Annotated in this window: 21 protein-coding genes; 11 read left to right on the top strand and 10 right to left on the bottom strand. The window is 60.7% G+C overall.

All coding sequences use genetic code 11. From position 1 onward, the window contains the following. Positions 1–116: 116 nt before the first annotated feature. The 3 genes from mutS to ACWGKN_RS17695 are packed head-to-tail and all read right to left on the bottom strand — an operon-like array spanning position 117 to position 3795. On the bottom strand, positions 117–2792 hold the full coding sequence (gene mutS / locus ACWGKN_RS17685; protein WP_424254771.1) for a DNA mismatch repair protein MutS: 2676 nt from the start codon (positions 2790–2792) through the stop codon (positions 117–119). Beyond that, entirely contained in the window at positions 2789–3274 is a 486-nt protein-coding gene (locus ACWGKN_RS17690) for an HIT family protein (RefSeq protein ID WP_424254773.1), read from the bottom strand. The genes mutS and ACWGKN_RS17690 overlap by 4 nt, the downstream gene beginning before the upstream one ends. A 23-nt stretch (positions 3275–3297) precedes the next feature. Then, complete coding sequence (locus tag ACWGKN_RS17695) at positions 3298–3795, bottom strand: metallophosphoesterase family protein (RefSeq protein ID WP_452095706.1); 498 nt, start codon at positions 3793–3795, stop codon at positions 3298–3300. 291 nt (positions 3796–4086) lie between these two features. On the opposite strand from ACWGKN_RS17695, the gene efp reads away from it, so the two are divergent. The 5 genes from efp to ACWGKN_RS17720 all read left to right on the top strand — a co-directional run bounded on the left by efp (position 4087) and on the right by ACWGKN_RS17720 (position 9474). After that, complete coding sequence (efp, locus tag ACWGKN_RS17700) at positions 4087–4650, top strand: elongation factor P (RefSeq protein WP_035225702.1); 564 nt, start codon at positions 4087–4089, stop codon at positions 4648–4650. 7 nt (positions 4651–4657) lie between these two features. Then, positions 4658–5578, top strand: coding sequence for an EF-P lysine aminoacylase EpmA (gene epmA, locus ACWGKN_RS17705; RefSeq protein ID WP_424254778.1), 921 nt, complete (start codon positions 4658–4660; stop codon positions 5576–5578). Positions 5579–5966: 388 nt separating this feature from the next. Then, on the top strand, positions 5967–7562 hold the full coding sequence (locus ACWGKN_RS17710) for an XrtA system polysaccharide chain length determinant (protein ID WP_424254780.1): 1596 nt from the start codon (positions 5967–5969) through the stop codon (positions 7560–7562). 26 nt (positions 7563–7588) lie between these two features. Then, a complete protein-coding gene (locus ACWGKN_RS17715) occupies positions 7589–8515 on the top strand; it encodes an ExeA family protein (protein ID WP_424254782.1) in 927 nt (308 codons plus the stop codon). Between the two features lie 56 nt (positions 8516–8571). Next, positions 8572–9474: a polysaccharide biosynthesis tyrosine autokinase gene (locus ACWGKN_RS17720; RefSeq protein ID WP_052159563.1), complete on the top strand. Its 903-nt coding sequence runs from the start codon at positions 8572–8574 to the stop codon at positions 9472–9474. 465 nt (positions 9475–9939) lie between these two features. Here the strand turns inward: ACWGKN_RS17720 and ACWGKN_RS17725 are convergent, their stop codons facing one another. The 6 genes from ACWGKN_RS17725 to ACWGKN_RS17750 form a co-directional block, all read right to left on the bottom strand. Next, complete coding sequence (locus ACWGKN_RS17725) at positions 9940–11763, bottom strand: YgiQ family radical SAM protein (RefSeq protein ID WP_452095707.1); 1824 nt, start codon at positions 11761–11763, stop codon at positions 9940–9942. Continuing rightward, on the bottom strand, positions 11763–12611 hold the full coding sequence (gene lgt / locus ACWGKN_RS17730) for a prolipoprotein diacylglyceryl transferase (protein WP_424254786.1): 849 nt from the start codon (positions 12609–12611) through the stop codon (positions 11763–11765). The genes ACWGKN_RS17725 and lgt overlap by 1 nt, the downstream gene beginning before the upstream one ends. A gap of 14 nt (positions 12612–12625) precedes the next feature. Then, positions 12626–14515, bottom strand: coding sequence for a tRNA uridine-5-carboxymethylaminomethyl(34) synthesis enzyme MnmG (gene mnmG, locus ACWGKN_RS17735; protein WP_035225690.1), 1890 nt, complete (start codon positions 14513–14515; stop codon positions 12626–12628). Further along, positions 14508–16046, bottom strand: coding sequence for a TrkH family potassium uptake protein (locus tag ACWGKN_RS17740; protein ID WP_424254788.1), 1539 nt, complete (start codon positions 16044–16046; stop codon positions 14508–14510). Before ACWGKN_RS17740 ends, mnmG begins: the two co-directional genes overlap by 8 nt. Before the next feature lie 3 nt (positions 16047–16049). Continuing rightward, entirely contained in the window at positions 16050–17402 is a 1353-nt protein-coding gene (gene trkA, locus ACWGKN_RS17745) for a Trk system potassium transporter TrkA (RefSeq protein WP_035225688.1), read from the bottom strand. A 76-nt stretch (positions 17403–17478) separates the two neighbouring features. After that, entirely contained in the window at positions 17479–18312 is an 834-nt protein-coding gene (locus tag ACWGKN_RS17750; RefSeq protein WP_424254790.1) for a class I SAM-dependent methyltransferase, read from the bottom strand. Positions 18313–18652: 340 nt separating this feature from the next. On the opposite strand from ACWGKN_RS17750, the gene rpmH reads away from it, so the two are divergent. The 6 genes from rpmH (at position 18653) to mnmE (ending at position 23639) form a co-directional block, all read left to right on the top strand. Next, a complete protein-coding gene (gene rpmH / locus ACWGKN_RS17755) occupies positions 18653–18790 on the top strand; it encodes a 50S ribosomal protein L34 (RefSeq protein ID WP_183348282.1) in 138 nt (45 codons plus the stop codon). Then, positions 18750–19148 (top strand): ribonuclease P protein component, encoded by a 399-nt coding sequence (gene rnpA, locus ACWGKN_RS17760; RefSeq protein ID WP_452095708.1) that lies wholly within the window; start codon positions 18750–18752, stop codon positions 19146–19148. Before rpmH ends, rnpA begins: the two co-directional genes overlap by 41 nt. 33 nt (positions 19149–19181) lie before the next feature. Beyond that, on the top strand, positions 19182–19376 hold the full coding sequence (gene yidD / locus ACWGKN_RS17765; RefSeq protein ID WP_424254800.1) for a membrane protein insertion efficiency factor YidD: 195 nt from the start codon (positions 19182–19184) through the stop codon (positions 19374–19376). Between the two features lie 75 nt (positions 19377–19451). After that, entirely contained in the window at positions 19452–21128 is a 1677-nt protein-coding gene (yidC, locus tag ACWGKN_RS17770; RefSeq protein ID WP_452095709.1) for a membrane protein insertase YidC, read from the top strand. Positions 21129–21191: 63 nt separating this feature from the next. Then, on the top strand, positions 21192–22160 hold the full coding sequence (locus tag ACWGKN_RS17775) for a Jag family protein (RefSeq protein ID WP_424254797.1): 969 nt from the start codon (positions 21192–21194) through the stop codon (positions 22158–22160). A 90-nt stretch (positions 22161–22250) separates the two neighbouring features. Next, the gene (gene mnmE / locus ACWGKN_RS17780; RefSeq protein ID WP_452095710.1) at positions 22251–23639 is read left to right on the top strand and encodes a tRNA uridine-5-carboxymethylaminomethyl(34) synthesis GTPase MnmE; all 1389 of its coding nucleotides are present in this window, start codon (positions 22251–22253) and stop codon (positions 23637–23639) included. A gap of 28 nt (positions 23640–23667) precedes the next feature. Here mnmE and elbB read toward each other — a convergent pair whose 3' ends face one another. After that, positions 23668–24330, bottom strand: coding sequence for an isoprenoid biosynthesis glyoxalase ElbB (elbB, locus tag ACWGKN_RS17785; RefSeq protein ID WP_424252708.1), 663 nt, complete (start codon positions 24328–24330; stop codon positions 23668–23670). Positions 24331–24703 lie beyond the last annotated feature (373 nt).

Genomic DNA, 24703 nt, shown 5'->3' on the forward strand with positions numbered 1-24703 from the left:
CGCCTCTGTGAAATCGAAGGCGGAAAAGACGGCCATGTCAGTATAACTGAATGTATAAAAAGAGTTTTGTATAGCAGAATGAATAGATGAGGTACTTTCACCTAAAAGTCAATAAATCAATTGATATCCTTAAGACTGCACAGACCTTTCAGGGTGTAGAGGGCTTCAATGGCCTGTCGAGGCGTCAGATCGTCGACTGACAATCGATCGATAAACTCTCTGACCTGATCGGGGCCTGGCTGAAACAGGGGCAACTGGTTTGGATGGGTCTTCCGCCTGCCTCGTTTCGGTTTGCTGGTCCTGGCGATATACGGATCACCTTCGCGATCGAACTCGCTCTGTTCAATGTTTTTCAGAATCTCTTCGGCACGCTGGATGACATGGTCTGGCACTCCAGCCAGCCCGGCGACCTGGATGCCGTAACTCTTATTGGTTCCGCCCTCCACCAGTTTGTGGAGAAAGATGATCGAATCATTCCATTCCCTGACCGCCACCGAAAAATTTTTCACCCGCTCCAGAGTCAGGGCCAGGTCGATAAGTTCGTGATAGTGGGTGGCGAACAGGGTCTTTACCCCCTTGTTGTCTTTCTTGGCAAGTTCTTCAGCGACTGCCCAGGCGATGGACAAGCCATCGTAGGTGGAGGTGCCGCGGCCGATTTCATCGAGTATGACAAGGCTTCTGGATGTCGCATTATTCAGGATATTGGCAGTCTCACTCATCTCCACCATGAAGGTCGATTGACCGCGGCGGAGATCATCCATGGCCCCGACCCTGGTGAAAATTCGGTCGACTATACCGATCCTGGCATAGTCGGCGGGAACAAAGCTCCCCATCTGGGCCATCAGCACAATCAGTGCAGTCTGTCTCAGGATGGTAGATTTTCCGGCCATATTCGGACCGGTGATAATCAAAACCTCCTGTTCCTCCTGATCCAGCAGGATATCGTTGGGGACGAATTTTCCGGTCGGAATGCCGCGTTCTATGACGGGGTGACGGCCCTCACGGATATGGATCACCTCGGATTCATCGATCAACGGGCGGTGATAGGCGTAGCTCTGCGCCGTTTCGGCGAGGGAACAGAGAAAATCGATCTCGGCGAGCGCACGGGCGGTGCCGAGAATGCGATTGCTCATTCCGGCCAGTTCGTTCCTGATCACGCAGAACAGTTGGTATTCCAGATCGAGCCTGCGCTCTTCAGCGCCGAGGACCTTGGCTTCGAACTCCTTCAGGTCGGGGGTGATGAAACGCTCGGCGTTGACCAGGGTCTGCTTGCGGATATAGTAATCGGGGACCTTGTCGAGGTTGACTCTGCTGATCTCGATATAGTAGCCGAATACCTTGTTGAACCCGATTTTCAATTTCGGGAGACCGGATTGTTCCTTTTCCTTGGTTTCAAGGGCGAGGATCAATTGCCGTCCGTCCCTCTGGATTTGGATCAACTCGTCGAGTTCAGCGTTGAACCCCTCCCGGATCAGGTTTCCTTCCCGTACGGAAACAGGCGCCTCGGGATGGATGGCAGAATCCAGAAATGCATGGATGTCGACGAGGGGGTCGAATTCCGCGGCAATATCGGCGAATTTTTCGGTACTGCAGCGATTAAGCAGAGCGACGCAATCGGGAAGTGAGGCAACCGAATCGCGAAGTGCGAGTAGATCCCGACCGTTGCAGGTGCCGAGCATGATCCTGCTGTTGAGGCGCTCGATATCGTAGATCCGGCTCAACAGCGACCGCAGATGCTCGCGGATGTCCCCATTCTTGTACAGAAAATCGACACCATCCAGTCGACTTAGGATGGGTGCCGATTCCTGGAGGGGAAAGAGCAGATTGTGCTTCATCAATCGTGCCCCCATCGGCGTACAGGTCTGGTCCAGGACCGAGAGCAGGCTGCCCTCGCGTTTACCGCCGATGGTGGTCTGGGTCAATTCGAGGTTGCGGCGTGAGGCATCGTCGATCTGGAGAAATGAGGACAGATCGAGGGGGGTGAGTTTCTCGATATGGTCGATCGCCGCTTTCTGGGTCTCCCCGACATACTCGATGAGCACGGCAGCTGCACAGATACCGGACGTCAAGGCACCGCAGCCGAAACCGTCCAGCGTCACCACATTGAAGTGCTCGTGCAGCAGTTCGACGGCGACCTGGGGGGAAAAGCAGCGGGAGTGGCGTTCGGTAAAACAGATTCCGGGCAGCATGGCGGTGATCGAGCGCTTCAGGTTGGCGATGGTCTCGGTTTCTTCGCCATTGATAACAATTTCGGCCGGGGCGAGGCGGGTGATCTGGTCGAGGACGAGGCTGCCGTCGCTCGAGGCGTCCTCCACCTCGCCGACGAGGCATTGGCCGGTGCTGACATCGAGGAAGCTCAGGCCGTACATCGGGGCCTTTGCCGGACGGGTGAGAGCGCAGATGTAGTTGTTGCTCCGGTCGTCGAGGATCTGGCTGTCGGTAACCACGCCGGGGGAGAGAACCCGCACGACTTCGCGTTTGACGATGCCCTTGGCGAGGGCGGGATCCTCCGTTTGTTCGCAGATGGCCACCCGATGTCCGGCGGTGATCAGTTTGGCCAGATAGCCGGACGCGGAGTGGAAGGGGACACCGCACATCGGTATCCGATGTTCATCATCCTTGTTGCTCCGGGAGGTCAAGGTGATGCCGAGCACCTTCGCTGCCGTGATCGCGTCGTCGAAGAACATTTCATAGAAATCGCCCATCCGGTAAAACAGAATGGCATCCTCGAACTGGCCCTTGATCTCGAGATACTGCTGCAGCATCGGCGTCATTTTGACTACGGTCGTCATGCAGGTTCCTGTCGCTCCTGAACACGAGGGAGAAAAGCGGGGAGAAGGCGGTCGAACGTCAGGTCGATATGTTCCGGTATCGTTCTGATCTCACTGATGACGGTCATGAAATTATGATCGCCTTCCCATCGGGGCACCAGATGGAAGTGGAGGTGATCGGCAATGCCGGCCCCGGCGACCGTGCCGATATTGCAGCCGATATTGAGTCCATGCGGCGCCAGGCGGGCCTTGAGGATTGCCGCCGACCGCTGGATCATCAGCATCAGTGCCGTGCATTCGCGCGGTTCGAGATCGGTCAGGCAGGGGACATGACGGCGCGGGGCGACGAGCAGATGGCCGTTGCTGTAGGGGAAACGGTTGAGCAGGACGATGGTCAGGCCGTCCCGGTACAGCAGGAGCAGATCCTTGTCATACGGAGAATCTCCGGGGGGGTCGAAGAGACAGCCCGGCATCGGCTGCGCCCGCCCGGTGACATGTGCCATGCGCCATGGGGTCCAGAGGTTTTTCATACATCGGCCGGCAATTCGTGCAGCGACGCTGAGAGGCGATGCTCGTCAATCGTCAGCACGGCATAGGTGCCCATGGCCCCATGGCGGCCGGTGCCCCTGAAACTGCCGGGATTGAGCAGCAGGAGATTGCCGATCTTCGTGCGCCGGGGGATATGGGTGTGACCGTAGACGATGCAGTCGACTGCCGGAAACAGCTGCAGCAGCCGATCCTCGATGGTCAGTCGGTTGCCTGCCCCATGGCAGATGCCGATGGTAAAGCGACCGTATCCGACTGTCTTGTGGGGCGGAAGCGCCGCCTGGGTGTCGGTATTGCACATGTTGCCATGGACCGCATGGACCTCTTGGCCGGAAAAAGCTGCGAGAATCCGCTGGTCGACCAGATCGCCGGCATGGATGATGGCCTGGCAGTGGGAAAAGGCGTGCCTGACCTGCCGTTGAAACAGGTCGGTGCACGCCGATAAGTGGGTGTCAGAAAGGATACCGATGTGCAGCATGATGGACGAACTCCTCCGAAAAGATGAAAAGCGCATTATACCGGTTTGCCTCCCCGTGCCATAGAAAAAAACCTGGTCGAGTCAACGGTGCTGAACCGGAAAATATATCGGCCGGGAGAGCGGGTGCGGGCAATCGGGAAATGATAATGATTGCGGAAACAGGTGATGAAAAGTTATAATGAAAGGTTAAACTGATAAAAACAGGATGTCCCATAGTCACGTATTCCCGGAGTGGGGGGACAGTACTCATTATCCATTTTCGGCACGACCGAAACAGCACGGAGAACAGCGATGTACAATGCTTCCGACCTGCGCAAGGGCCTCAAGCTCCAGATTGACGGCAATCCCTATATCATCATCGATTTCGAATTCTCGAAACCTGGTAAGGGGCAGGCCCTGTACCGGTGCAAGATGCGCAACATGATTACCGGCAACCAGCTCGTCCAGACCTATCGCTCGGTCGATAAGTTCGAGAAGGCCGATCTCGAAGAACGGAAGATGCAATATCTCTACAACCAGGAAGACGAGTACCATTTCATGGATATCGACAATTACGAGCAATTGTCGATATCGAAAGAACATCTCGGCGACAATGTCAATTTCCTGATCGACAATATGGAGGTCGAGGTGCTGTTTTTCGCCGGCAAGGCCATCGATGTCAGCCTGCCTATTTTCGTCAATCTGGTGGTGACCCAGGCCGACCCGTGGGCCAAGGGAGACACCTCCGGTACCGATACCAAACCGGTGACGGTGCAGACCGGCTACGTTCTCCAGGTCCCACCCTTTGTCGAGGAGGGGGACAAGATCCAGATCGATACCCGTACCGGCGCCTACGTGACCAGGGTCAAGGAATAGACGGACCATGCTCGACCGCCAGGGGCTGCACCTCCGTGCGGCCCTTTTTGCTTCAATCAGACGTTTTTTCTCCTCCCGCGGCTTCCTCGAGGTCGATACCCCTCTGCGGCAGCCCGTCATCATCCCCGAGAGCAACGTTGTTCCCCTCGCTGCCGAGGGCCAGTATCTGCAGACCTCGCCCGAGCTCTGCATGAAGCGTATTCTGGCTGCCGGCTGTGACAAAATCTTTCAGATCTGTCCCTGTTTCCGCAAGGGTGAACGTGGCCGTTACCATCTCGAAGAGTTCACGATGCTGGAATGGTACCGCCTGGATGCCGATTATCGGCAACTGATGGACGATTGCGAATGCCTCCTCGCCGAGGTTGTCGACCGTATGGCAAAGGACGTGGTCGGAACAGCATCCGGGGGAGAAGCCGACGTGTTTCTGCGGTTCGACCTCGAACGGCCATGGCCCCGCTTGTCCGTTGAGGATGCCTTTCGCCGCTACAGCCCGTTGTCCCTGGAACGGAGCATGGCCGGTGATTGCTTTGAGGAGATGCTGGTCGAACACATTGAACCGAACCTTGGATGTGACAAGCCACTCTTTCTCTACGATTATCCTGTCGAAATGGCCGCCCTGGCGCGGAAAAAGCCGGGCCAGCCGACCCGGGCGGAACGGTTTGAGCTCTATCTGCACGGGGTTGAACTGGCCAATGGATTTTCCGAGTTGACTGATTCCGACGAACAACGGCAACGGTTTTCCAATGAGCTCGGTCGTATCGAGAAGATGGGACTTCTCCATGGCGGGATGCCCGAGCGCTTTCTCGCCGACCTCGAGCGGCTGCCGGCTGCAGCCGGAATAGCGCTGGGGGTGGATCGCCTGTTCATGCTGCTCACCGGGTGCGGGGAGATCGGCAAGGCGGTGTCTTTCGCCCCGGAAGATTTTTGAGGGGGCCTCTCCGCCTCGGTGGTTTCGACCATCCCCCACTGTCATCTCGACCGCCAGGGAGAGATCTCCTCCAGCAGTCATCATCCGCAAAGCGGGCAGCCTCGGAAAACACGAGATTTCTCGCTTCGCTTCGAAATGACAGCGGGGGCGGTATCACCTCCTTCGCCCTGGCGGGAACAACGCGCACTGGCATCGTGGCCACCTCCCTGGCTTTCACCCTTTCATGCGCTGTTATCGCGACCAACAGGGGCCCTGGCGGCAAGTTCCCTTTCGAAGAAAGAATAGTGGCATGAACACCTGAAAAGATGCTATCGTGCCATATGCTTATTCAAGGACAGCGAATCCTGTCGTTTGTTAAATCGCCTGCCAACAAGGATGCTCTGGAACAATGGAACAGCAACAGCATCAACAAATCAGAAAATATCTCGATCTCTTCGTCCGCTGGAAGGGCTTTATCGTCGCTGCCATCCTGATCAGTCTCCCCGCCGGCCTTGCTGTATATCTGACCACCCCCAAAGTCTATCAGTCCACTTCCCTGCTCAGTTATCAGCAGCAGTCGGTCAATCCGAGCCAAAGTAAATTGTCGCCGGATATGGCCTCGGCCATCCGAGACGTGGTCTCGACCTTGAGCCAGATGGTGACCAGCCGGACCAACCTCGAAAACGTCATCACCACCCTCGATCTTTACCCCGAGATGCGGCAGAAACTGCCGATGGAAGACGTGGTCGATCTGATGCGCAAGGACATCGAGATCGAGCCGTCGAAGCAGGGCGATATTTTCCAGATCCGGTTTTCCGGCAGCCAGCCCGACAAGGTGGTCAAGGTCACCAATGCCCTGGCAGCCAAATTCATCGAAGAAAACCTCAAGTACCGCGAGGAGCGGGCCACGGAGACCTCGGCCTATGCCAGCGACGAGCTGGAGATGGCCAAGACGGTGATGGACCGGAAAGAGGCGGTCATGCGCGACTACAAGCTCAAACATTACAACGAGCTGCCGGAACAGCGGCAGACCAATGTGGAGCGATTGATCGGCCTGCAGGAGCAGTACCAGGCGAAGCAGGAGAGCATCCAGGATCTGGAGAAGACGATGATCCTGATCCAGGACCAGATTTCCAACCGGCGCAAGATGATCGCCCAGACCGATCTGCTGACGGCCGACGGCACCACCAGGGGTGGCGCCGCCCAACAGGACATTGCCGTCAGCCCCGCCGACCGGCTGGTCCAGCTCCGGGCCCTGTTGAAGAGTCTGGAGATCAAATACACCGAAAATCATCCGGAGATCAAACGCACCAAAAGGCAGATCGCCCGGCTGGAACAGGATCTGGCGACAGGCCGGGTCCAGCCGGATGGCGGCCTGACCGGTTCATCCGCCCAGTCTCAGGGGACATCTGATCCGGTGATCCTCCAGCTCGAGACCCAGTTGAAGAGTATCCAGCTGAGTATCAGAAATATCAATGAAGAGAAGGAAGGCCTGAGAAAGACCATCGCCCAGTACGAGGAATGGGTCGCCGCGGCCCCGGTCCGCGAGGCCGAGTGGTCGGCCCTGACCCGCGAGTATGGGGAGTTGAAACGCCATTACGATCTGCTCGTGTCCTCGGATCTCCAGGCCAAGTCGATGCTCAACCTCGAAAAACGCCAGAAGGGCAGCCAGTTCAAAATCGTCGACTCGGCCCGTTTTCCGGAAAAACCGATCAAGCCCGATTTCGTCAAAATTGTCGGTATCGCATTGTTCTGCGGTCTCGGTCTCGGGTTCGGCGTCCCCCTGGTCTGGGATTTTCTCGACCCCTCGTTCCGGGACCTGAATGACATCGAGGCCTATCTCGGCGTGCCGGTGCTGTGCACCATCCCCCTCATCGAAACCGAGCGGGAGCAGACCTGGTGCAGGAGAAAGTTGCAACTGGGGCTGCTGGCCGCGGTCGTTGCCTTCGCGGCAATCGCCGTGCTCTATGCCTATTGCTGGCGACGTGGCCTGATCGTCGTCTAGCCGACAGCCTACTCCGGGACGCCACCATGTATCGTCAACACTTCGGCCTGCTGCACAAGCCGTTTGAATTGATCCCCGATGCCGGGACCCTCTTCTTGAGCGAATCGCACAAGGAGGCCCTGTCGGTGCTGCGCTATGGTGTCGTCGCCAACAAGGGCTTTCTGGTCTTGACCGGCGGCATCGGCACCGGCAAGACCACCCTGGTCAACGTCCTGGCGGCCAGTCTCGATTGCCCGCACCATCTCTGCGTGTTGTCCAACCCCACCCTGGAAATCGCCGATTTCTATTATTATCTGGCATTGAAGCTGGGATTGCCCTTCGATGGCAACAAGGCCAAATTCCTGATTCTCTTCTCCCAGTTCATCGAGAACTGTCGAAAGGAACAGCGTCGGGTCCTGCTGATTTTCGACGAAGCCCATGCCCTGCCGTTCGAGCTCTTCCAGGAAATCCGCTTTTTGGCCAATCTGCCGCCCGAGGATCAGGCCGCCCTCAGCATCTTCCTGATCGGTCAGCCGGAACTGCTCGAGCGCCTGGCCGACGAACGCCTGCTCCCACTCCGGCAGCGGGTGGCCATCCGCTTTCATATTGAGCCCCTGTCGATGGACGACACCCGGGAGTACATCTTCTTTCGCCTGGAACGGGCCGGGGCGGTCAGAAGGAAGCTGTTTACGGAAAAGGCGCTGGACCTCATTCACCGGGCGACGGGGGGCAATCCCCGGCTGATCAATATCCTCTGCGACAACGCCCTCGTCAGCGCCTTTGCCGCCGATGCCCTGGTCATCGACGAAACGATCATCCGCGCCTGTACCGATGAGTTGGCCATCCCGGGCGAGCAGGCGACATTTTCGCTGCCTCGACCCGCCAGTCGGATGCGACCGGTGTGGATCGCCGCCGCCATCGCCATTCTTGCGGCCATGGGGCTTGGGCTGTATCTTGCGTATACCAACGGGTAAATCGAACAACCAACGGCAGCGCCTGATCTTTGAGCGGGCTTGAACTGGAGAACAGCATGGGAAAATTTACGCAGGCCCTGGAGAAGTCGGGGGTTGGCACCACCAGTACCGAGGAACGCCACGATGCGGAGAACCGCCCTGTGGTGCAGGTTGATGCCGGGCCGCGGGCGGAGGAGCAAGCTCGCCCGCATGAACCGTCGCGACCATCGGGCGGTTCGCCCCCGCAGCATTCCGGCAGGTGGGATGAACGGCTGAGCCAGGCCGTGAGTTTTTCCACCGAGACGGCCGAATCGTTCCGGGTCCTGCGCTCGCGCATCCTCCATCCCGACACCGATACCACCCCGTGCCGGACCATCATGGTGACGTCGACCGCGCCGAAGGAGGGAAAAAGTTTTGTCGCCGCCAACCTCGGCATAGTGATGGCCCAGGGGGTGGATCATCAGGCCCTGCTTGTCGATTGCGATCTGCGCCGGCCGGTGTTGGCCGGCCTCTTCGGCCTGTCCCAACACAAAGGCCTGGCCAGTTTTCTGCAAACGGGGGGCGATATCGCCGAGCTGATTGTCCCAACCTCAATCAACAAGTTGAGCATCCTGCCAAGCGGCAAGCCGCCCGTCAATCCGGCGGAGCTGCTCGGATCGGCGCGGATGGACGGCCTGATCCGGGATCTGGCGGCGGAATACGCCGATCGGTTCGTCATCTTCGACACCCCACCGATCCTCGCCGCCTCGGAGGTCATCGGCCTCGTACAGAAAATTGACGGTGTGGTGCTGGTCGTGCGCCAGGGAGCTTCGAGCCGGACCCAGATCAGGAAAATTATCGATCTGATCGGCAGGGAGAAGGTGATCGGTATCGTTTTCAACGGCTATGAACGCCGCTACCTCGAGGAGAAGATGCTCGGCCAGTATACCTACTACGGTTCCTATGACAGGGCGGACAAGGCCGAGGCTGTTGCGAAATGAACGTCTGATGCCTTGTCATCTCGATCGGAAGAAATCACCGGTGGCAGCCGCCGTCATCTTGACCATCCCTTCCTCTGTCATCGCGACCATCCCTTCACTGTCGTCCCGACCATCCCTTCACTGTCGTCCCGACCATCCCTTCCACTGTCATCGCGACCATCCCCCGCTGTCATCTCGACCGCAGGGAGAGATCTCCTGCAGCGATCATCAGCCGCAATAAGGGGCATGCCCGTGAACATTGAGATTTCTCGCTTCGCTTCGAAATGACAGCGGGGGCGGCATCGCGCCCTTCGCCCTATCGGGAACGACGAGATTTCTCGCTTCGCTCGAAATGACAGAGGGGAAAACGAAATGACAGCGGGAAAACGAAATGACAGCGGGGAATTGAAATGACAGCGGGGAAAATGAAATGACACGGCAGCGGCAGAACACGACAGCGTTGCCGGTCGTAGGTCCGTGACACCGTCACCGCTTCGTGGTGCGGCGGGCCGGTCGTGACGCCCGGGCCGGTCCTGAAGCTTTCAGATACTCCCGCTCGATGATCTCCCGCTGTTTCTTTCGCTCACTGGCGTTTTTCGGTACGGTCAACGGCTCTTTGGTGTCACGACGCCGGCCGGTGACGAACATGGCGGTGGATATCGTCCCCGGGGTCGGGGTGAAGTCCTGGAAGGCGCGGACTTGCAGCTCGAGGGCCCGTAGATCTTTGACCAGCTGCCTGACCTGGCTCTCGCTGCTGCCGGGATGGGCGGTGATGATATAGGGGGAAAAACGCAGATCCTGGCTGAGCTCCCTGGCCATCTGCCGGCAGGTCCGGATAAACTGGCGCAACACGGCGTGCGGTTCCTTGTGCATCAGGGTGAGGAGATCGGCATCGGTATGCTCCGGGGCGATCTTCATCGCTCCCGGCGTATGGCGCTCGATGATCCGCCGCAACAGGGCCGGGGTCTTGAGCAGCAGTCCCATGCGCAGGCCGGAGGAGATGAAGACGTGCTCGATTCCGGCAACGGAGGCGACGGTATCGAGCAGCTGCAGAAACTCCTGCTCCGCCACCTGGAGATTGGGGCAGACCCGGGGGTAGAGGCAGTCGTTCCTGGCGCAGCCGCCGATCGCGCAACTGGTGCCCCAGAGATTGGCGGTCGGCCCGCCGAGATCGCTGATGGTCCCGCCAAAATCGTCCATCCGACTGAGCAACTTGACCTCAGTGACGATCGACTCCCGGCTGCGGCTGATCACCTTCGGCCCCTGGTGCCTGGTGATCGCACAGAAGGAGCAGTTGCCGGAGCAGCCGCGGACGATGGTCACCGAATCCCGGATCATCCGGTAGGCCGGGATGTCGGGGGCGGCGGGATGGGGCCTGCGGCTGAAGGGGAGGGCATGAAGGGCATCGAGTTCCTCGCTGCCGAGCGGGGCGGCCGGGGGATACTGGATCACCCAGTGGCTCTGCTGCCGCTGGAGCACGATCTTGCCGGATGCGGCCCGGGCATGGTGGTCGAGCTGCAGTTCCTGGTCGAGAAACAGGGCGGGATTGCGGCCGATGTCGGCCCATGACGGCAGCAGCAGCCAATGATCGGCCGGGGCGCCGGCGATGTCGGGCAGTTTTTCCTGCCGCTCCTTGTCGCTCAGGCGGCGGCAGGTGCCGGGGATTCCATCCAGCGTGGCCTCGCCGCCTGCGATCCGCTCGGCGATCGTCAGTACCGCCCGTTCCCCCATCCCATACACCAGCAGGTCGGCCTTGGCGTCGGTCAGGCTGGAGGACCGCAACTTCTCCTGCTTGTAATCGTAATGGACGAAGCGGCGCAGCGAGGCCTCGATCCCGCCCAGGACCAGCAGGGTCTCGCCGAAGGCGGCGCGGGCCAATTGGGCATAGAGCAGGACGGCGCGGTCGGGCCGGCGGCGGTTGGCCTTGGACCGTTCCTCCCCTCGCCAGGGATTACCGGCGGGGGAAAAGGCGTCGAAGTCCCTGACCTTGCCGTTGCCGGAATAGTTGGCGACGATCGAATCGAGATTGCCGCCGGTGATGCCGCAGAAGAGGCGGGGTGCGGGAAACTGGCGAAAGTCGTCGAGCCGGTCGTACCGCGGCTGCGGCAGGATCGCCACCCGATAGCCCCGGCTGTCGAGGAGCCGGGCGATCAGGGCGATTCCGAAGGAGGGGTGATCGACATAGGCGTCGCCGGTGACCAGCAGGATGTCGAGCTCGTCCCAGCCCCGCCGCCGGCATTCCTCCCAGCAGATCGGCAGGGGGCGGCGGTCGCCGGGAAGTGGAATTGTGTGCTGCCGCATGGCGATCATCAGGGGCGCTTCCGGCGGGAAGCGGCGACCGGTGCCCCCCCTCTGTTCTTCTCCTTCCGGACTCGGAACATCCACAGGAATAGGCCGCCGGCCACCATGACCAGGCTGAGGCTCTGGCCCATCGTCACCAGCCCGAACAGGAAACCGATCTGGGGATCGGGTTCGCGGAACAGCTCGACCACCATCCGCAACACCCCATAGCCGATGAGAAACAGGGCGAAGATGCTGCCGTGCGGCCAGCCCGACCGCTGCTCCCACGGTCGGGCCTTCACGGACCAGAGGAGGGCAAAAAGGAGTAATCCCTCGAGCAGGGCCTCGTAGAGTTGGGAGGGATGGCGCGCCACCGGGCCGCCGTCGGTGAAGATCACGCCCCAGGGGACATCGGTCGGCCGGCCGAAGAGTTCGCCGTTGATGAAGTTGCCGATCCGGCCCAGGCCCAGACCGATGGGGAAGGTGGCGACATAGATATCGGCACCCTTCCAGAAATCGATCCCGTATTTGCGGCAGAACAGCCAGCCGCTGACGATCAGCAGGAGACAGGCCCCGTGGAAGGACATTCCCCCCTCCCAGGTGGCGAGAATCTCCAGGGGGTGGCGGAAGTAGTAGGCTGGATTGTAAAACAGGACGTAGCCCAGACGGCCGCCGAGGATCACCGACAGGATCAGGACCAGGTTAAGGTTTTCAAAATGCATTTCCAGCTCCGCAAATTGCCGGCGGCGGATCTGGTAACGCACCAGGAAGTAGCTGGCGGTGAAGCCGAGCACGTACATCAGGCCGTACCAGCGGATCTGCAGTGGACCGAGGCTGACGGCGACCGGGTCGAAGGAGTGGACGAAGGGTGTGGGCATGGTGGATGAAGGGTTCAGTTCTGGGCTTTGAGCCGTTTAATGTGGACCTGCAGCACCGAAATGGCGGCCGGCGTGATCCCCGAAATGCGTGATGCCTGGCCGAGCGAGCGCGGTCGCACCCGGCTGAGCTTTTCGACGACTTCGTTGGACAGGCCGGACAGGGCCTTGTAGTCGATATCGTCGGGCAGGATCAGCGACTCCATCTTGCGGAAGCGCTCCACCTGTTCGTTCTGCCGCTCGATATAGCCGGCGAATTTAATCTGCAGTTGGATCTCATCCTTGACCGGTGATTGTGCCAGCTCCGCCACCTCCTGCTGTTCGTCAGCGTCCAGTGGCAGGCCGGTGAGCTGGTCGATCGTCAGGCCGGGGCGGCGCAGCAGTTCGGTCAGGCTGCTCTTCTGCTTGATCCCGATCTGGCCCAGCGCCGTCAGCGCCCCGTTGACCGCGACCGTCGGCTTGACGGCGACGGCGTCGAGCAGGGCCATGCCCTCCGCCATTCCCCGCTCCTTGTGGAGAAATCGCTGGTAAGAGGCGTCATCGAGCAGGCCGATGCCATGGCCGATCCGGCTCAGCCGGGTGTCGGCGTTGTCCTCGCGCAGCAGCAGGCGGTATTCGGCCCGGGACGTGAAGAGGCGGTACGGTTCCCGGGTGCCGCAGGTCGCCAGGTCGTCGATCAGCACCCCGATATAGGCCTGGGAGCGGTCGAGGACCACCGGTTCTTTGCCCTGGACGTAGCGGACGGCGTTGATCCCGGCCATCAGGCCCTGGGCGGCGGCCTCCTCGTAGCCGGAGGTGCCGTTGATCTGGCCGGCGAGGTAGAGGCCTTCGAGCCGTTTGGTCGCCAGCGACGGGTGCAGTTCCAGGGGATCGACGTAGTCGTACTCGATGGCGTAGCCGGGACGGATGATCTGGGCCCGCTCCAGTCCCTTGATGCTGTGGATCATCGCGGTCTGGGTGGCCAGCGGCAGGCTGGTCGGCAGGCCGTTGGGGTAGACCTCGACCGTGTCCAGCCCCTCCGGCTCGAGGAAGATCTGGTGCCGCCCCTTCTCCGGGAACCGCATGACCTTGTCCTCGATCGACGGGCAGTAGCGGGCCCCGATCCCCTCGATGATGCCGGCATACATCGGCGACTGGTCGATGCCCTGGCGGATGATCTCGTGGGTCCGCTCGTTGGTGTAGGTGATATGGCACGGCAGCTGCGGCAGGGTATAGCGGCCTTTGGAGGCAAAGGAAAAGTGGGCCGGCGGGTCGTCGCTGTACTGGGCCTCGAGGTCCGAGTAATCGATGGAGTGGGCCGCCAGCCGGGGGACGGTGCCGGTCTTCATCCGCCCGACGTTGAACCCCTGGTCCTTGAACCAGGCGGCGAGCCGGGTCGAGGGGGCGTCGCCCATCCGCCCGGCGGGAAAGTTCTTCAGGCCGATGTGGACCAGACCGTTGAGGAAGGTGCCGGTGGCGACCACCACCGCCCGGACCCGGATCTCCTGGTCGATCGAGGTCCTGAGGCCGACGATGCGGCCGTTGTCGACCAGCAGGCTGTCGACCGTGGCCTGGCAGAGGGTCAGGTTCGGCTGGTTCTCCAGCACCGCTTTCATCCGCAGGCGGTAGAGCAGGCGGTCGGCCTGGGCCCGTGACGAGCGGACGGCCGGGCCTTTGCTGGTGTTGAGGCGGCGGAATTGAATCGAGGTGGCATCGATGTTCCTGGCCATCTCGCCGCCGAGGGCGTCGATTTCCCGCACCAGATGGCCCTTGGCCAGGCCGCCGATCGCCGGGTTGCAGGACATGGCGCCGATGGTGTCGGCGTTGATGATGGCGACGAAGGTGCGGCAGCCCATCCGGGCGGCGGCCAGCGCCGCTTCGCAGCCGGCATGGCCGGCGCCGATCACGGCAATATCATACTCATTCATGGATGTTGTCTTTCAATACTGGGGATTGGGAAACAGGAGCCGATAGCCTGTTGTACAGGGAGAAGGTGCGGAGGGACGGTTTCCGCGCCATCCGCCAGAAGGCCGGCGTCAACAGCACGACGACGGTGTAGAGCTCGAGCCGGCCGGCCAGCATGCAGATAATCAGCACAATCTTGGCCAGCTCCGGCAGGGTGCTGAAATTCTGGGTCGGCCCGACGACCTTGAAGCCGGGGCCGACATTGCTGAGGGTGGTGATGACCGCGCTGGTGCCGGTGACGATATCGACCCCGGTGGCGGTGACGATGAAGCTGGCCAGAAAGAAGACGACCAGATACAGGGCGAAGAAGCCGAGGATGGCGATCAGGATCTCCTGGGGCACCCGGGTCGCCCCCAGTTTGATCGTCTGCACCTGATGGGGATGAACGAGGCGGCGCAGTTGCAGCAGGGCGTATTTGAACAGCAGCAGGATCCGCACATCCTTGATGCCGCCGGAGGTGGAACCGGCGCAGCCGCCGATGAACATCAGGACGATGATGACCATCAGGCAGACCGGCGGCCAGAGTTCGTAATCGACGGTGCCGAAACCGGTGGTGGTAACGAGCGAAGCGACAATGAACATCGCGTCGCGGAAATTTTTGACGATATTATACGCCGGATCGGCCAGGGTGGCGGCGACCGTGATGATCAGGGTCGAGAGAAAAACAATGGCGAGGTAGAGGCGCAGTTCCTCATTCTTGATGACGGTGCGGAAGTTGCCGGTGAAGGCATGAAAATGGAGGGTGAAGTTCATTCCGGCCAGCAGCATGAAGACGATGATCACCCCCTCGACATAGGCGGAATCGAAGTAGGCGATGCTTGCCGTATGGGTCGAGAAACCGCCGGTGGCGAGGGTGGCGAAGGCGTGGCAGAGGGCGTCGAAGAAATCCACGCCCCCGGCCATCAGCAAAATCATCTCGATCAGGGTGAGGAAGACGTAGACGCTCCAGAGGATCCTCGCCGTGCCCTGGATCCGGGGGGCCAGCCGGTCCTTGGTGGGACCGGGCATTTCGGCATGGAACAGCTGGGTGCCGCCGACCTTCAGCAGCGGCATGATGGCGATCGTCAGGACGATGATCCCCATGCCGCCGAGCCAATGGGTCAGGGAGCGCCAGAACAGCAGACTCTTCGGCAGGACCTCGACGGTGACGAGGATCGTCGAGCCGGTGGTTGTGAAGCCGGACATCGCTTCGAAATAGCAATCGACAAAGGCGGGTATCTTGCCAGAGATGTAGAAGGGCAGAGCCCCCAGCAGGGCCATCGCCAGCCAGCTCAGGGTGACGATGGCGAAGCCCTCGCGGTAACCGAGGTCTTCCTCCGGCGGAAAGAGCAGCAGCAGCAGACCGCCGCTGCCGGCGCCGATCAGCGACGACAGCACAAAGGACCGGAGCATCCCGTCGTCGTAATAGAGCGAAAAGGGGATCGGCCCGATGAGGGTCAGGGACAGCAGTATCAGCAGCTTGCCCAGCAGGTTGAGTACACCGCTCGTCCGCATCGCCTACTCTTCCTGGTCGAAATACTGTTCGAGCATTTTCACCGCATCACGGGTGAAGAACACGACCAGGTTGTCTTCCGCCTGAACCCGGGTGTTGCCGGAGGGGATGAGGATCTTCCGCCCCCGGACGATGGCGCCGATGATCGCTCCTGTCGGAAAATTGAGATCTTTGAGGGCGACATTGTCAAAATTCCGGTTCATCGGCACCTTGATCTCCATCGCCTCGGCATCGCTGTTCATGATCGTGGCGACGGTGCCGACCGCCCCCCGGCGGACGAAGCGCAGGATCATGCTGGCGGCGACCTGGCGCGAGGAGAGGGCGATGTCGATGCCGAGTTGGCCGAGCAGCGGCACGAAATCGTGGCGGGTGATCTTGGTGATGCACCGCCTGGCGCCGTGATATTTGGCCAGCAGGCTCGACATGATGTTGTTCGAGTCGCTGCTGGTCAGCGAGATGACCAGATCGGCCTGGTCGATCCCCTCGTCGAGCATGTCGTGGGCGTCGAGGCCGTCGATATTGAGGACGGTGGTCCGCCCCAGGTTCTCGGACAGGAATTCGCAGCGCTGGCGGCTGTTTTCGACCAGGAAGACCTCGATGTTGAGGTCTTCCAGCGCCCGGGCGACGGCATAGCCGATCCGGCCGCCGCCGATGATGAAGACCTTGTGCGGGGTCTGGCTGCTGAGGTGAAAGAACTTTTCGACCCGGAAGATGTCCTCGCGCCTGACCATGATATAGATCTTGTCGCCGGCCTGGATGACATCGCTGCCGCGGGGGATGATGGTGTCCCGGCCGCGGATGATCGCGGTCATGATGAAATTGTGGGAGCCATGGGCCTTCATCAGTTTATCCAGCGTCATGCCGAGGCGGGGGTTGCCTTCTCTGATCAGGTAACCGAGCAGCATCAGGCGGCCGTCGGCGAACTTGGCCATGTCGAAGGCGGCGGAGATGTGACAGAGGCTGACGATTTCATCGGTCATCGCCTGGTCCGGGCTGATGATCATGTCGATGTCCAGGACCTTGGTGTTCGGGAACATGCCCTCTTCGAGAAAGTCCTGGTTGCGGACCCGGGCGATCCGGGTCTTGACGTTGTACTGACTGGACATGATGCAGGCGATCAGGTTGACCTCGTCGCTGTCGGTGACGGCGATGAACAGGTCGGTCTTGGCGATCCCGGCCTCGGCGAGGATCCGGGCGGAGGCGCCGCTGCCGTGGATGGTCATGATGTTGAGATCGCGTTCGATCCGCTTGAGTTTTTTGTCGTCGGTATCGATCAGGACCACATCCTGGTTTTCCAGCGAGAACCGCTCGCAGATATGGAATCCGACCTGTCCGGCACCGACGATTATGATACGCATGGGTCGAGACCTCGGATGGCGGCGGCCGGAACAGGCCTGGTGCCCGGCGGCCGGAAGAGGGGAGGAGAAGGCGGCATCATCGGCTCTTGTCCCACCGGATGCAGGCCCACCGGGGGGTAAAGCCGCGTTCGACCACGATCCGCCCGCCTTCGCCGGGGCGGCTGTTCCGGGCCAGATAGCGGCGGAGGGCGGATTCCTCCTCGGGCGACATGTTCTTGATCATCCAGCGATAGGAGTCCATGGCGTCATCAAGATCGGCAAACTCCGCCTCCCGGTCGAGGCTGACGATGGCGACGTCGGGGTGGATTCCCATGGAGTAGAGGCTGTTGAGGACATAGATGTAATCCGGCCCGCCCTCGAACGGCCGGCCGACGGCGGCGAAGGCTGCGGGGTCGAAGGGGGTGGGGGCGATCCGATCGACGATGAAGACCGAGGCCGAGGCATGGTCGTCGAGGCGCTGCAGGGCGGCCCGGAGGTCGGCGACGGCCAGGGAGCGGGAGGCGATGGCGATGTCGTGCCGGCCGATGCCGAGCGCCGACCAGTCATCCTCCCAGCTAGCCTGGATGGTCCTGATGTTGGTGATATCCGCTTGGGTTGCCATCTCAGTCAGGGCCGACAGCATGCCGGCGGAAAAATCGACGGCGGTGACCGACCTGACCTGCCTGGCGATGGGCAGGGCGAGGGTTCCCGAGCCGCAGCCGACATCGAGGACCGTCGTCGACGGGGTCAGAGGAATATGCGACAGGACCAGGGGGACGAAGGGCGAGGATTGATTGCGGGATGCGAACGAGGCCGCTTTCCTGTCCCAGTCGGCGGCGCTGCTGCTTCCCCATGATTTCCTGGACCGGGCGTTGCGCCAGAGTTGATCCCAGTCGAGATCGGAAAAAGTGGCAAGGCGGTCTACAGTCATAAGTTATTTTGTGGGTGCAACGGATGGCGACGAAGGGGACGACAGGGGCTGAGCCCCCCGCGTTGAGACGGAAAATCCGCACTCAACAGTAGCATACTGCGGGTTCATGTGCAAGATGAGGCGGGTGGGGCTGGTGAAATTATTTGACAGTATTCGGCTTCTATGATTAATATGGTTCTTTTGTAATTTTCGGATTTCCTGTCCTTCCTGTCTGGAAGGCTATGGTAGCGGCAAGAGACGTGTCGGTCAGCAGAATACCTGCCGGATAGGCTGGCCAAGGTCTCCATCACTTCAAAAGCCCCATGAAACTGCATGGATGTAAAACAAAGGGATTAAAAAAATGAGTAAACGTACTTTCCAGCCCAGCAATTTGAAATGCAAGCGAACCCACGGCTTTCGCGAGAGAATGCGGACTCGCTCCGGTCGCGCCATACTCAATGCCCGTCGGGCGAAGGGGCGGAAACGTCTGTCAGCCTGATCCCTTGAAACAGCATGGACTTCCAAAGCAATCCCTGATTCGCAAGGGATGGGAGTTTGACAAGGTGTACAGCCAGGGAAAGCGCTTGCACGGCAAGGGGTTCACGCTTATCTGCCGTACCAATACCGAAGGGCGCAGCCGGATCGGCATCAGCGTGCATGGAAAAATCAGAGGGGCTGTGAAGCGGAACCGCATTAAGCGAATAATCCGGGAATCTTTCCGCCTTGACAAGGAACTGTATCCGCCCGGGGCGGATATCGTTTTTGCCGTTCGTCCTGATTTTTCCCTGCCTGCACCTGTTGATATCAGCCGGTTCGTGGCCTCACTCGCCGGCAGATTTACCGGCCAGGAGGTCTGAGTGGGCATTTCTCAGATAGCCAGACGTTTTCTTGTGATCCTCGTTCGAGGATACCAGTACCTCATCTCCCCGCTGTTCCCCCCATGCTGCCGCTTCACCCCTACCTGTTCCGCCTACGCAATTCAGGCAATTGAAAAATATGGAGTCTTCCGGGGATCATTCCTCTCTCTCCGCCGCATCCTTCGCTGTCACCCCTTTTCCGCGGGCGGCTACGACCCTGTCAGGTAAAACCTCGTTGAATGTCAGCCTCCGGGCCGACAATCTGACCGGTGTGCAGGCGGATCAACATCAGACGGTACATGCATGGATACCTATAGAGCCTTTGTGGCAATCATCATCTCATTCGTCATATTGCTTGGATATCAATATCTCTTTGTCGGATTCGGCAATAAATCCCAGGCGCCGGTGGAGCAGACGAAGGAGCAGCCGGCGGTCGTTTCTACCGACAAGAAGGCCGATACCGCCCCTGCTCTGACCGCCCCCCAGGCCGAACCGACAGGCGCGGCCGTACCGGTCAGGACGGATCGCCCGGCCCGCGAGATCACTGTCGAAACCGACCTCTACAAGGCCGTGCTTACCGAGGACGGCGGGGCGATCAAGAGTTTCGTGCTGAAGGAGCATGCCGAGAGCATCGCCAAGGACTCGCCGGGCAAAGAACTGGTGAAGACCACTGCCGACCAGGGATGGCCGTTGAAATTTTCATGGGGCAGCGCCGCCCCTGCCGGCCTGCTGTATGCCGGCGATGCCCAGGAGGTCGTCTTCGGCAAGGACGGCAAGGCCGTTCTGACCATGAAGGCCAGTGCCGGCAACGGTCTCGAAATTGAGCGCAGGTTTTCTTTCGACACCAAAAGCTATTTGATCGATCTGACCGTCAAGGTGGCCAACACCTCAACCCAGCCCTTGCAGGGGATTGCCCAACTGCATCAGGTCAACAGCCCGTTCGAGGGGGGCGACAATGCCTCCAGCAAGTTTCTCTTTGCCGGTCCCTCCGCCTTCATCAACGGCGCACTCCATGAGGTCAAGGCCAAGGAATTCGCCGACGGCGCCAAGACCATCCAGGGCAAGGTCGAGTGGGCCGGCTACGCCAGCAACTATTTCCTCTGCGGGATCATCCCGGTGGCCGACAGCGGCGTCAGCTTCACGATGCAGGGAACGGATGCCGTCACCGCCACCGTCGTCGCCGGCAGCCTCGACACGCTGCAGCCGGGGCAGGCGAAAGAATATGCCTATCATGTCTTTTACGGCCCGAAGAAGCTGACACTGCTGAAGGAGCTCGGGTACAATCTCGACAAGGCCGTCAATTTCGGCTGGTTCGACATAATCGCCAAACCGACGTTGTGGTTGCTCAACTTCTTCTATGGTTTCTGCCGCAATTACGGCATCGCCATCATCCTGGTGACCGTCCTGTTCAAGGCCGTCTTCTGGCCGATTACCCAGAAGGGTATGAAGTCGATGAAGAACATGCAGAAGCTGCAGCCGAAGATGGTGAAGATCAAGGAGAAGTACAAGGATGACCCGGCCAGGATGAACCAGGAGGTCATGAGCCTCTACAAGACCTACAAGGTCAATCCCCTCGGCGGCTGTCTGCCGATGGTCCTGCAGATCCCGATCTTCTTCGCCCTGTACAAGGTCCTGCTGCAGTGCATCGAACTGCGCCATGCCCCGTTCATGCTGTGGATCACCGATCTGTCGGCCCCCGACCGGCTGTGGATCGGGTTCGATCTCCCGTATCTCGGCGGGCTTCCCGTGCTCACGCTGCTGATGGGCGCCTCGATGTTCCTGCAGCAGAAATTGACGCCGACGACGGCGGACCCGACCCAGGCCAAGATCATGATGTTTCTGCCCGTCGTTTTCACCTTCATGTTCCTCAACTTCGCCTCCGGCCTCGTGCTGTACTGGTTTGTCAACAACCTGCTGGCGATTCTGCAGCAGTATATGATCAACCGGACCAGCAAGCCCGTGCCTGAAAAGGTGCGATGACCAATGGCGGCCGACAGGCCGTGAGACTACGCTGAATCGAGAACAACCTGGAGCAGATATTCGATGTCGTTGAATAAGAAAGATTATTATGGCAAGGAAGTCGCCGATGCGATCAGACAGGCCTGCGCCGAATTGAACGTGCCGCAGGAACAGTTGGATATCGAGGTGGTCGAGATCGGATCGACCGGGATCTTCGGGCTGCGCCGGAAGAAGGCCCATATCCGGGCGGCGGTTAAAAGGGTCGAGCCGGCAGTGAGCAGGGAACCGGCAGCAGTGAGTGTCGAGCCGGCAGCCGTGAGCGTCGAGCCGCCGCCACTGGCCCCGCCGGCCCGGAAAAAGGATGAGAGGCCGGCTCGGCGGCAACGGAGCGAGACCCCGGCAAAGGAGACTCCGCCGCCCCCGGTTGAGCCGGTCGTCGACAGCCCGGCCGAGGAACCGGCCGAGGAGGTCCTGGCGGAAGAGGAGGAGGCGGGCGAGGCCAGCGCCGACGCGGTTGCCCTCGTCCAGGCTGAACTGGCGACGCTGCTCGAGCTGATGAAGATCCCGTCCCGGGTCGAGGTCGAGGTTCATGGCCTGGCGGTGGTCTGCACCATCCACGGCGAGCACGAGGAGGAGTTGACCGGCCAGGACGGCAAGATCCTCGACAGCCTGCAGTACCTCCTGCGCAAGATCGTCGCCCGCAAGACCGAAGAACGGCTGCGGATCTCGATCGACGTCGGCGAATTCCGGCAGAAACGGATCGAGGAACTGCGGGAAAAGGCCCTCGAACTGGCCGCCCTGGTCAAGGAGGACGGCAAGACCCAGACCATCCCCGGCCTGAATCCCTCGGAACGGCGCGAGGTCCACATGGTGCTCCAGGAGGACAAGGAGATCCGCAGCCGCTCCGTCGGCGAAGGCCTGTTCAAGAAGATCCTCATCTACAAGCCGGGCAAGGGCGGCAGCGGCCGGCCCAACGGCGGCCGCAAAAAGCCGGCCCCGCGGGGCCGCAAGGGTCGGGGCAACGGGTCGCCGGCCGATGAGAGCGACAGTTGAGCCGACTGATGTAACGTCCAGCGGCTCGCACAGCGTCCCTTCTCCTCTTCCTCAAGTGCCGGTGTCGGCCACCGGCCGATCGGTGCCGTGATGCCTGCAGACAGAACCGAGCAAACCATCGCCGCCATTTCCACCCCGCCGGGGTCGGGAGGGATCGGAATTATCCGGATCAGCGGCGGCCAGGCTCTGCCCGTCCTGCAACGGCTCTTTCAGCCCCATGACCGCGGCTGCCGGTTTCGCAGTCACCAGCTCTACTACGGCCATATCGTCGAGCCAGGCAACAACCTGATCGTCGATGAGGTTCTGGCCGTCTTCATGCAGGCCCCCCGCACCTATACCCGCGAGGATGTCGTCGAGATCCACTGCCACGGCAGCTATCTCCTGCTCAGCCGGATTCTCGAACTGATCCTGGCCGCCGGCGTCCGGCTCGCCGATCCCGGTGAATTCACCAAGCGGGCCTTTCTCAACGGCCGGATCGATCTGACCCGGGCCGAGGCGGTGATCGATATCCTGGCGGCGAAGACCAGAAAAGGCATCGACCAGGCCCAGGCCCAGCTGGCCGGGGCACTGTATCAGCGGATCGAGGCCATCCGCCAGGGGCTGATGCAGATGAAGGCGTTCATCGAGGTGGCGATCGATTTCCCCGACGAGGATGCCGAGATCGTCGACCACGGCCATCTCGATCAGATTCTGCGGCAGCAGGTCGCCCAGCCCCTGCAGGCGCTGATCGCCTCGGCCGACCAGGGGCGGATCCTGCGCGACGGGATCTCGGTGGTCATCGCCGGAGTTCCCAATGTCGGCAAATCGAGCCTGCTCAACGCCCTGCTGCAGGAGGAACGGGCACTGGTCACCGCCATCCCGGGGACGACCCGGGATTCGATCGAGGAGTACCTCGACATCGAGGGGATACCGGTGCGGATCATCGATACCGCCGGGATTCGCGACCATGCCGAGGAGGTCGAGGAACTGGGGATCAAGCGGGCGAAACTGCTGCTGCAGCAGGCCGATCTGGTGCTGTTCATGGTCGACGGCAGCCGCGACCCGACCGAAGCCGATCTCCGCCTCTACCGGATGGTGGCGGCCAAGCCGCTGATCGTCGTGGTCAACAAATCGGATTTGTGCCGGGAGACGGCCAGGGACTTTGCGGCGCAGGGGGTAACCGGCCCGGCGGTGCGGATCTCGGCCCGGCTGAAGACCGGGATCGAGGATCTCAGGCGGGCGATCTTCGCCGCCGTGGTCGGCGGCCGCGACCAGTGGCAGGAGGACGGCTGCGCCCCCAACCTGCGCCACCGCCAGGCCCTGCTCCGGGCCGAGGCCGCCTGCAGCCGCATTGCAGCCTCGCTGGCGGAAGGCAGCAGCTGCGACCTGATCGCCGTCGATATCCAGGAATGCCTGGAGCAACTGGGGGAGATCGTCGGCCTCACCACCGCCGATGACATCCTCGATGTCATTTTCACCCAGTTCTGCCTTGGCAAATAGCTGCGGCCGCCGCCGGCTTCTCAGCCGATCATTTCCCGACCATCTCCAATAGGGCGATAACCAGCCGTTCCGCACCCTCGCCAATCTGGTCCACCCGGGCATCGAGCATATAACACGGGGTGGTGACGACCCGGTTGGTCGTATCCACCGCGATCTCGCCATGCGTCGTTTTCTGGTGGCGGGCCCCCATCCGGGTGATATTGTCCGCCGTCTGGAGATCGCTGCCGACCGTCACCATGACATTGGGCAGGAGACGGGCGAGGATCACCGGGGCGATGCACAGGGCTCCGATCGGTTTCTTGGCCGCATGCATCGCCCGGACCGCGGCGGCGACCGACTCGTCGACCGTGCACTCGGGACCGTCAAAGGCGTAGGAGCAGAGGTTCTTCGCCGCCCCGAAACCGCCGGGCAGGATCAGGACGTCATGGGCCGTGGCGTCGAACTGGGCGAGACTCTTGATGTTGCCCCGGGCAATCCGGGCTGACTCGATCAGGACGTTGCGCTCCTCCGCCATCTCCTCGCCGGTGATGTGATTGAGAACGTGGTGCTGCTTCTTGTCCGGGGCATAGCACTGGTAGTCGGCGCCGTGCCGGTGGATGGCCCAGAGGGTCAGGGTCGCCTCGTGGATCTCGGCCCCGTCCTTGTTGCCGCATCCGGCGAGGATGACGGCGATCGATGGTTTGCTGCTCATGGTGTTCCTCCCTGTTTACTTAGGGGCCGTTACGAAATAACCGTTACATTTTTCACCATTTCGTTACGGCCCCTTATGCCGGAAAGGTATTTCTGTGTAACGGTTATTGTTTGACGACGGCTTAACCCTACAACGCAACATGTCAATATAGACACAATATGCAGTATTCGTACTCCGAAGCGACCTACAGCATGTGGTACACATGTTCATAAGTGCCGTTGTAGGGTTAACTCCGGCGGCAATCGGGCCGTCCGGCGGCTTTTGCTTCCTTCTGTTTCTGAACCACTTCTAATTTCTTGCCATCTCGACCTGCGCCTCTGTCATCTCGACCTTCCCGGTAGGGCGAAGGCCGTGATAAAGCCCCCGCTGTCAT

This window comes from Desulfoprunum sp., assembly GCF_053613775.1.

Bases quoted from the DNA above. Each gene is read 5' to 3' on its own strand.
- mutS (WP_424254771.1), bottom strand. From the start codon at position 2,792: ATGACGACCGTAGTCAAAATGACGCCGATGCTGCAGCAGTATCTCGAG.
- ACWGKN_RS17690 (WP_424254773.1), bottom strand. From the start codon at position 3,274: ATGGCACATGTCACCGGGCGGGCGCAGCCGATGCCGGGCTGTCTCTTC.
- ACWGKN_RS17695 (WP_452095706.1), bottom strand. From the start codon at position 3,795: ATGCTGCACATCGGTATCCTTTCTGACACCCACTTATCGGCGTGCACC.
- efp (WP_035225702.1), top strand. From the start codon at position 4,087: ATGTACAATGCTTCCGACCTGCGCAAGGGCCTCAAGCTCCAGATTGAC.
- epmA (WP_424254778.1), top strand. From the start codon at position 4,658: ATGCTCGACCGCCAGGGGCTGCACCTCCGTGCGGCCCTTTTTGCTTCA.
- ACWGKN_RS17710 (WP_424254780.1), top strand. From the start codon at position 5,967: ATGGAACAGCAACAGCATCAACAAATCAGAAAATATCTCGATCTCTTC.
- ACWGKN_RS17715 (WP_424254782.1), top strand. From the start codon at position 7,589: ATGTATCGTCAACACTTCGGCCTGCTGCACAAGCCGTTTGAATTGATC.
- ACWGKN_RS17720 (WP_052159563.1), top strand. From the start codon at position 8,572: ATGGGAAAATTTACGCAGGCCCTGGAGAAGTCGGGGGTTGGCACCACC.
- ACWGKN_RS17725 (WP_452095707.1), bottom strand. From the start codon at position 11,763: ATGATCGCCATGCGGCAGCACACAATTCCACTTCCCGGCGACCGCCGC.
- lgt (WP_424254786.1), bottom strand. From the start codon at position 12,611: ATGCCCACACCCTTCGTCCACTCCTTCGACCCGGTCGCCGTCAGCCTC.
- mnmG (WP_035225690.1), bottom strand. From the start codon at position 14,515: ATGAATGAGTATGATATTGCCGTGATCGGCGCCGGCCATGCCGGCTGC.
- ACWGKN_RS17740 (WP_424254788.1), bottom strand. From the start codon at position 16,046: ATGCGGACGAGCGGTGTACTCAACCTGCTGGGCAAGCTGCTGATACTG.
- trkA (WP_035225688.1), bottom strand. From the start codon at position 17,402: ATGCGTATCATAATCGTCGGTGCCGGACAGGTCGGATTCCATATCTGC.
- ACWGKN_RS17750 (WP_424254790.1), bottom strand. From the start codon at position 18,312: ATGACTGTAGACCGCCTTGCCACTTTTTCCGATCTCGACTGGGATCAA.
- rpmH (WP_183348282.1), top strand. From the start codon at position 18,653: ATGAGTAAACGTACTTTCCAGCCCAGCAATTTGAAATGCAAGCGAACC.
- rnpA (WP_452095708.1), top strand. From the start codon at position 18,750: ATGCCCGTCGGGCGAAGGGGCGGAAACGTCTGTCAGCCTGATCCCTTG.
- yidC (WP_452095709.1), top strand. From the start codon at position 19,452: ATGGATACCTATAGAGCCTTTGTGGCAATCATCATCTCATTCGTCATA.
- ACWGKN_RS17775 (WP_424254797.1), top strand. From the start codon at position 21,192: ATGTCGTTGAATAAGAAAGATTATTATGGCAAGGAAGTCGCCGATGCG.
- mnmE (WP_452095710.1), top strand. From the start codon at position 22,251: ATGCCTGCAGACAGAACCGAGCAAACCATCGCCGCCATTTCCACCCCG.
- elbB (WP_424252708.1), bottom strand. From the start codon at position 24,330: ATGAGCAGCAAACCATCGATCGCCGTCATCCTCGCCGGATGCGGCAAC.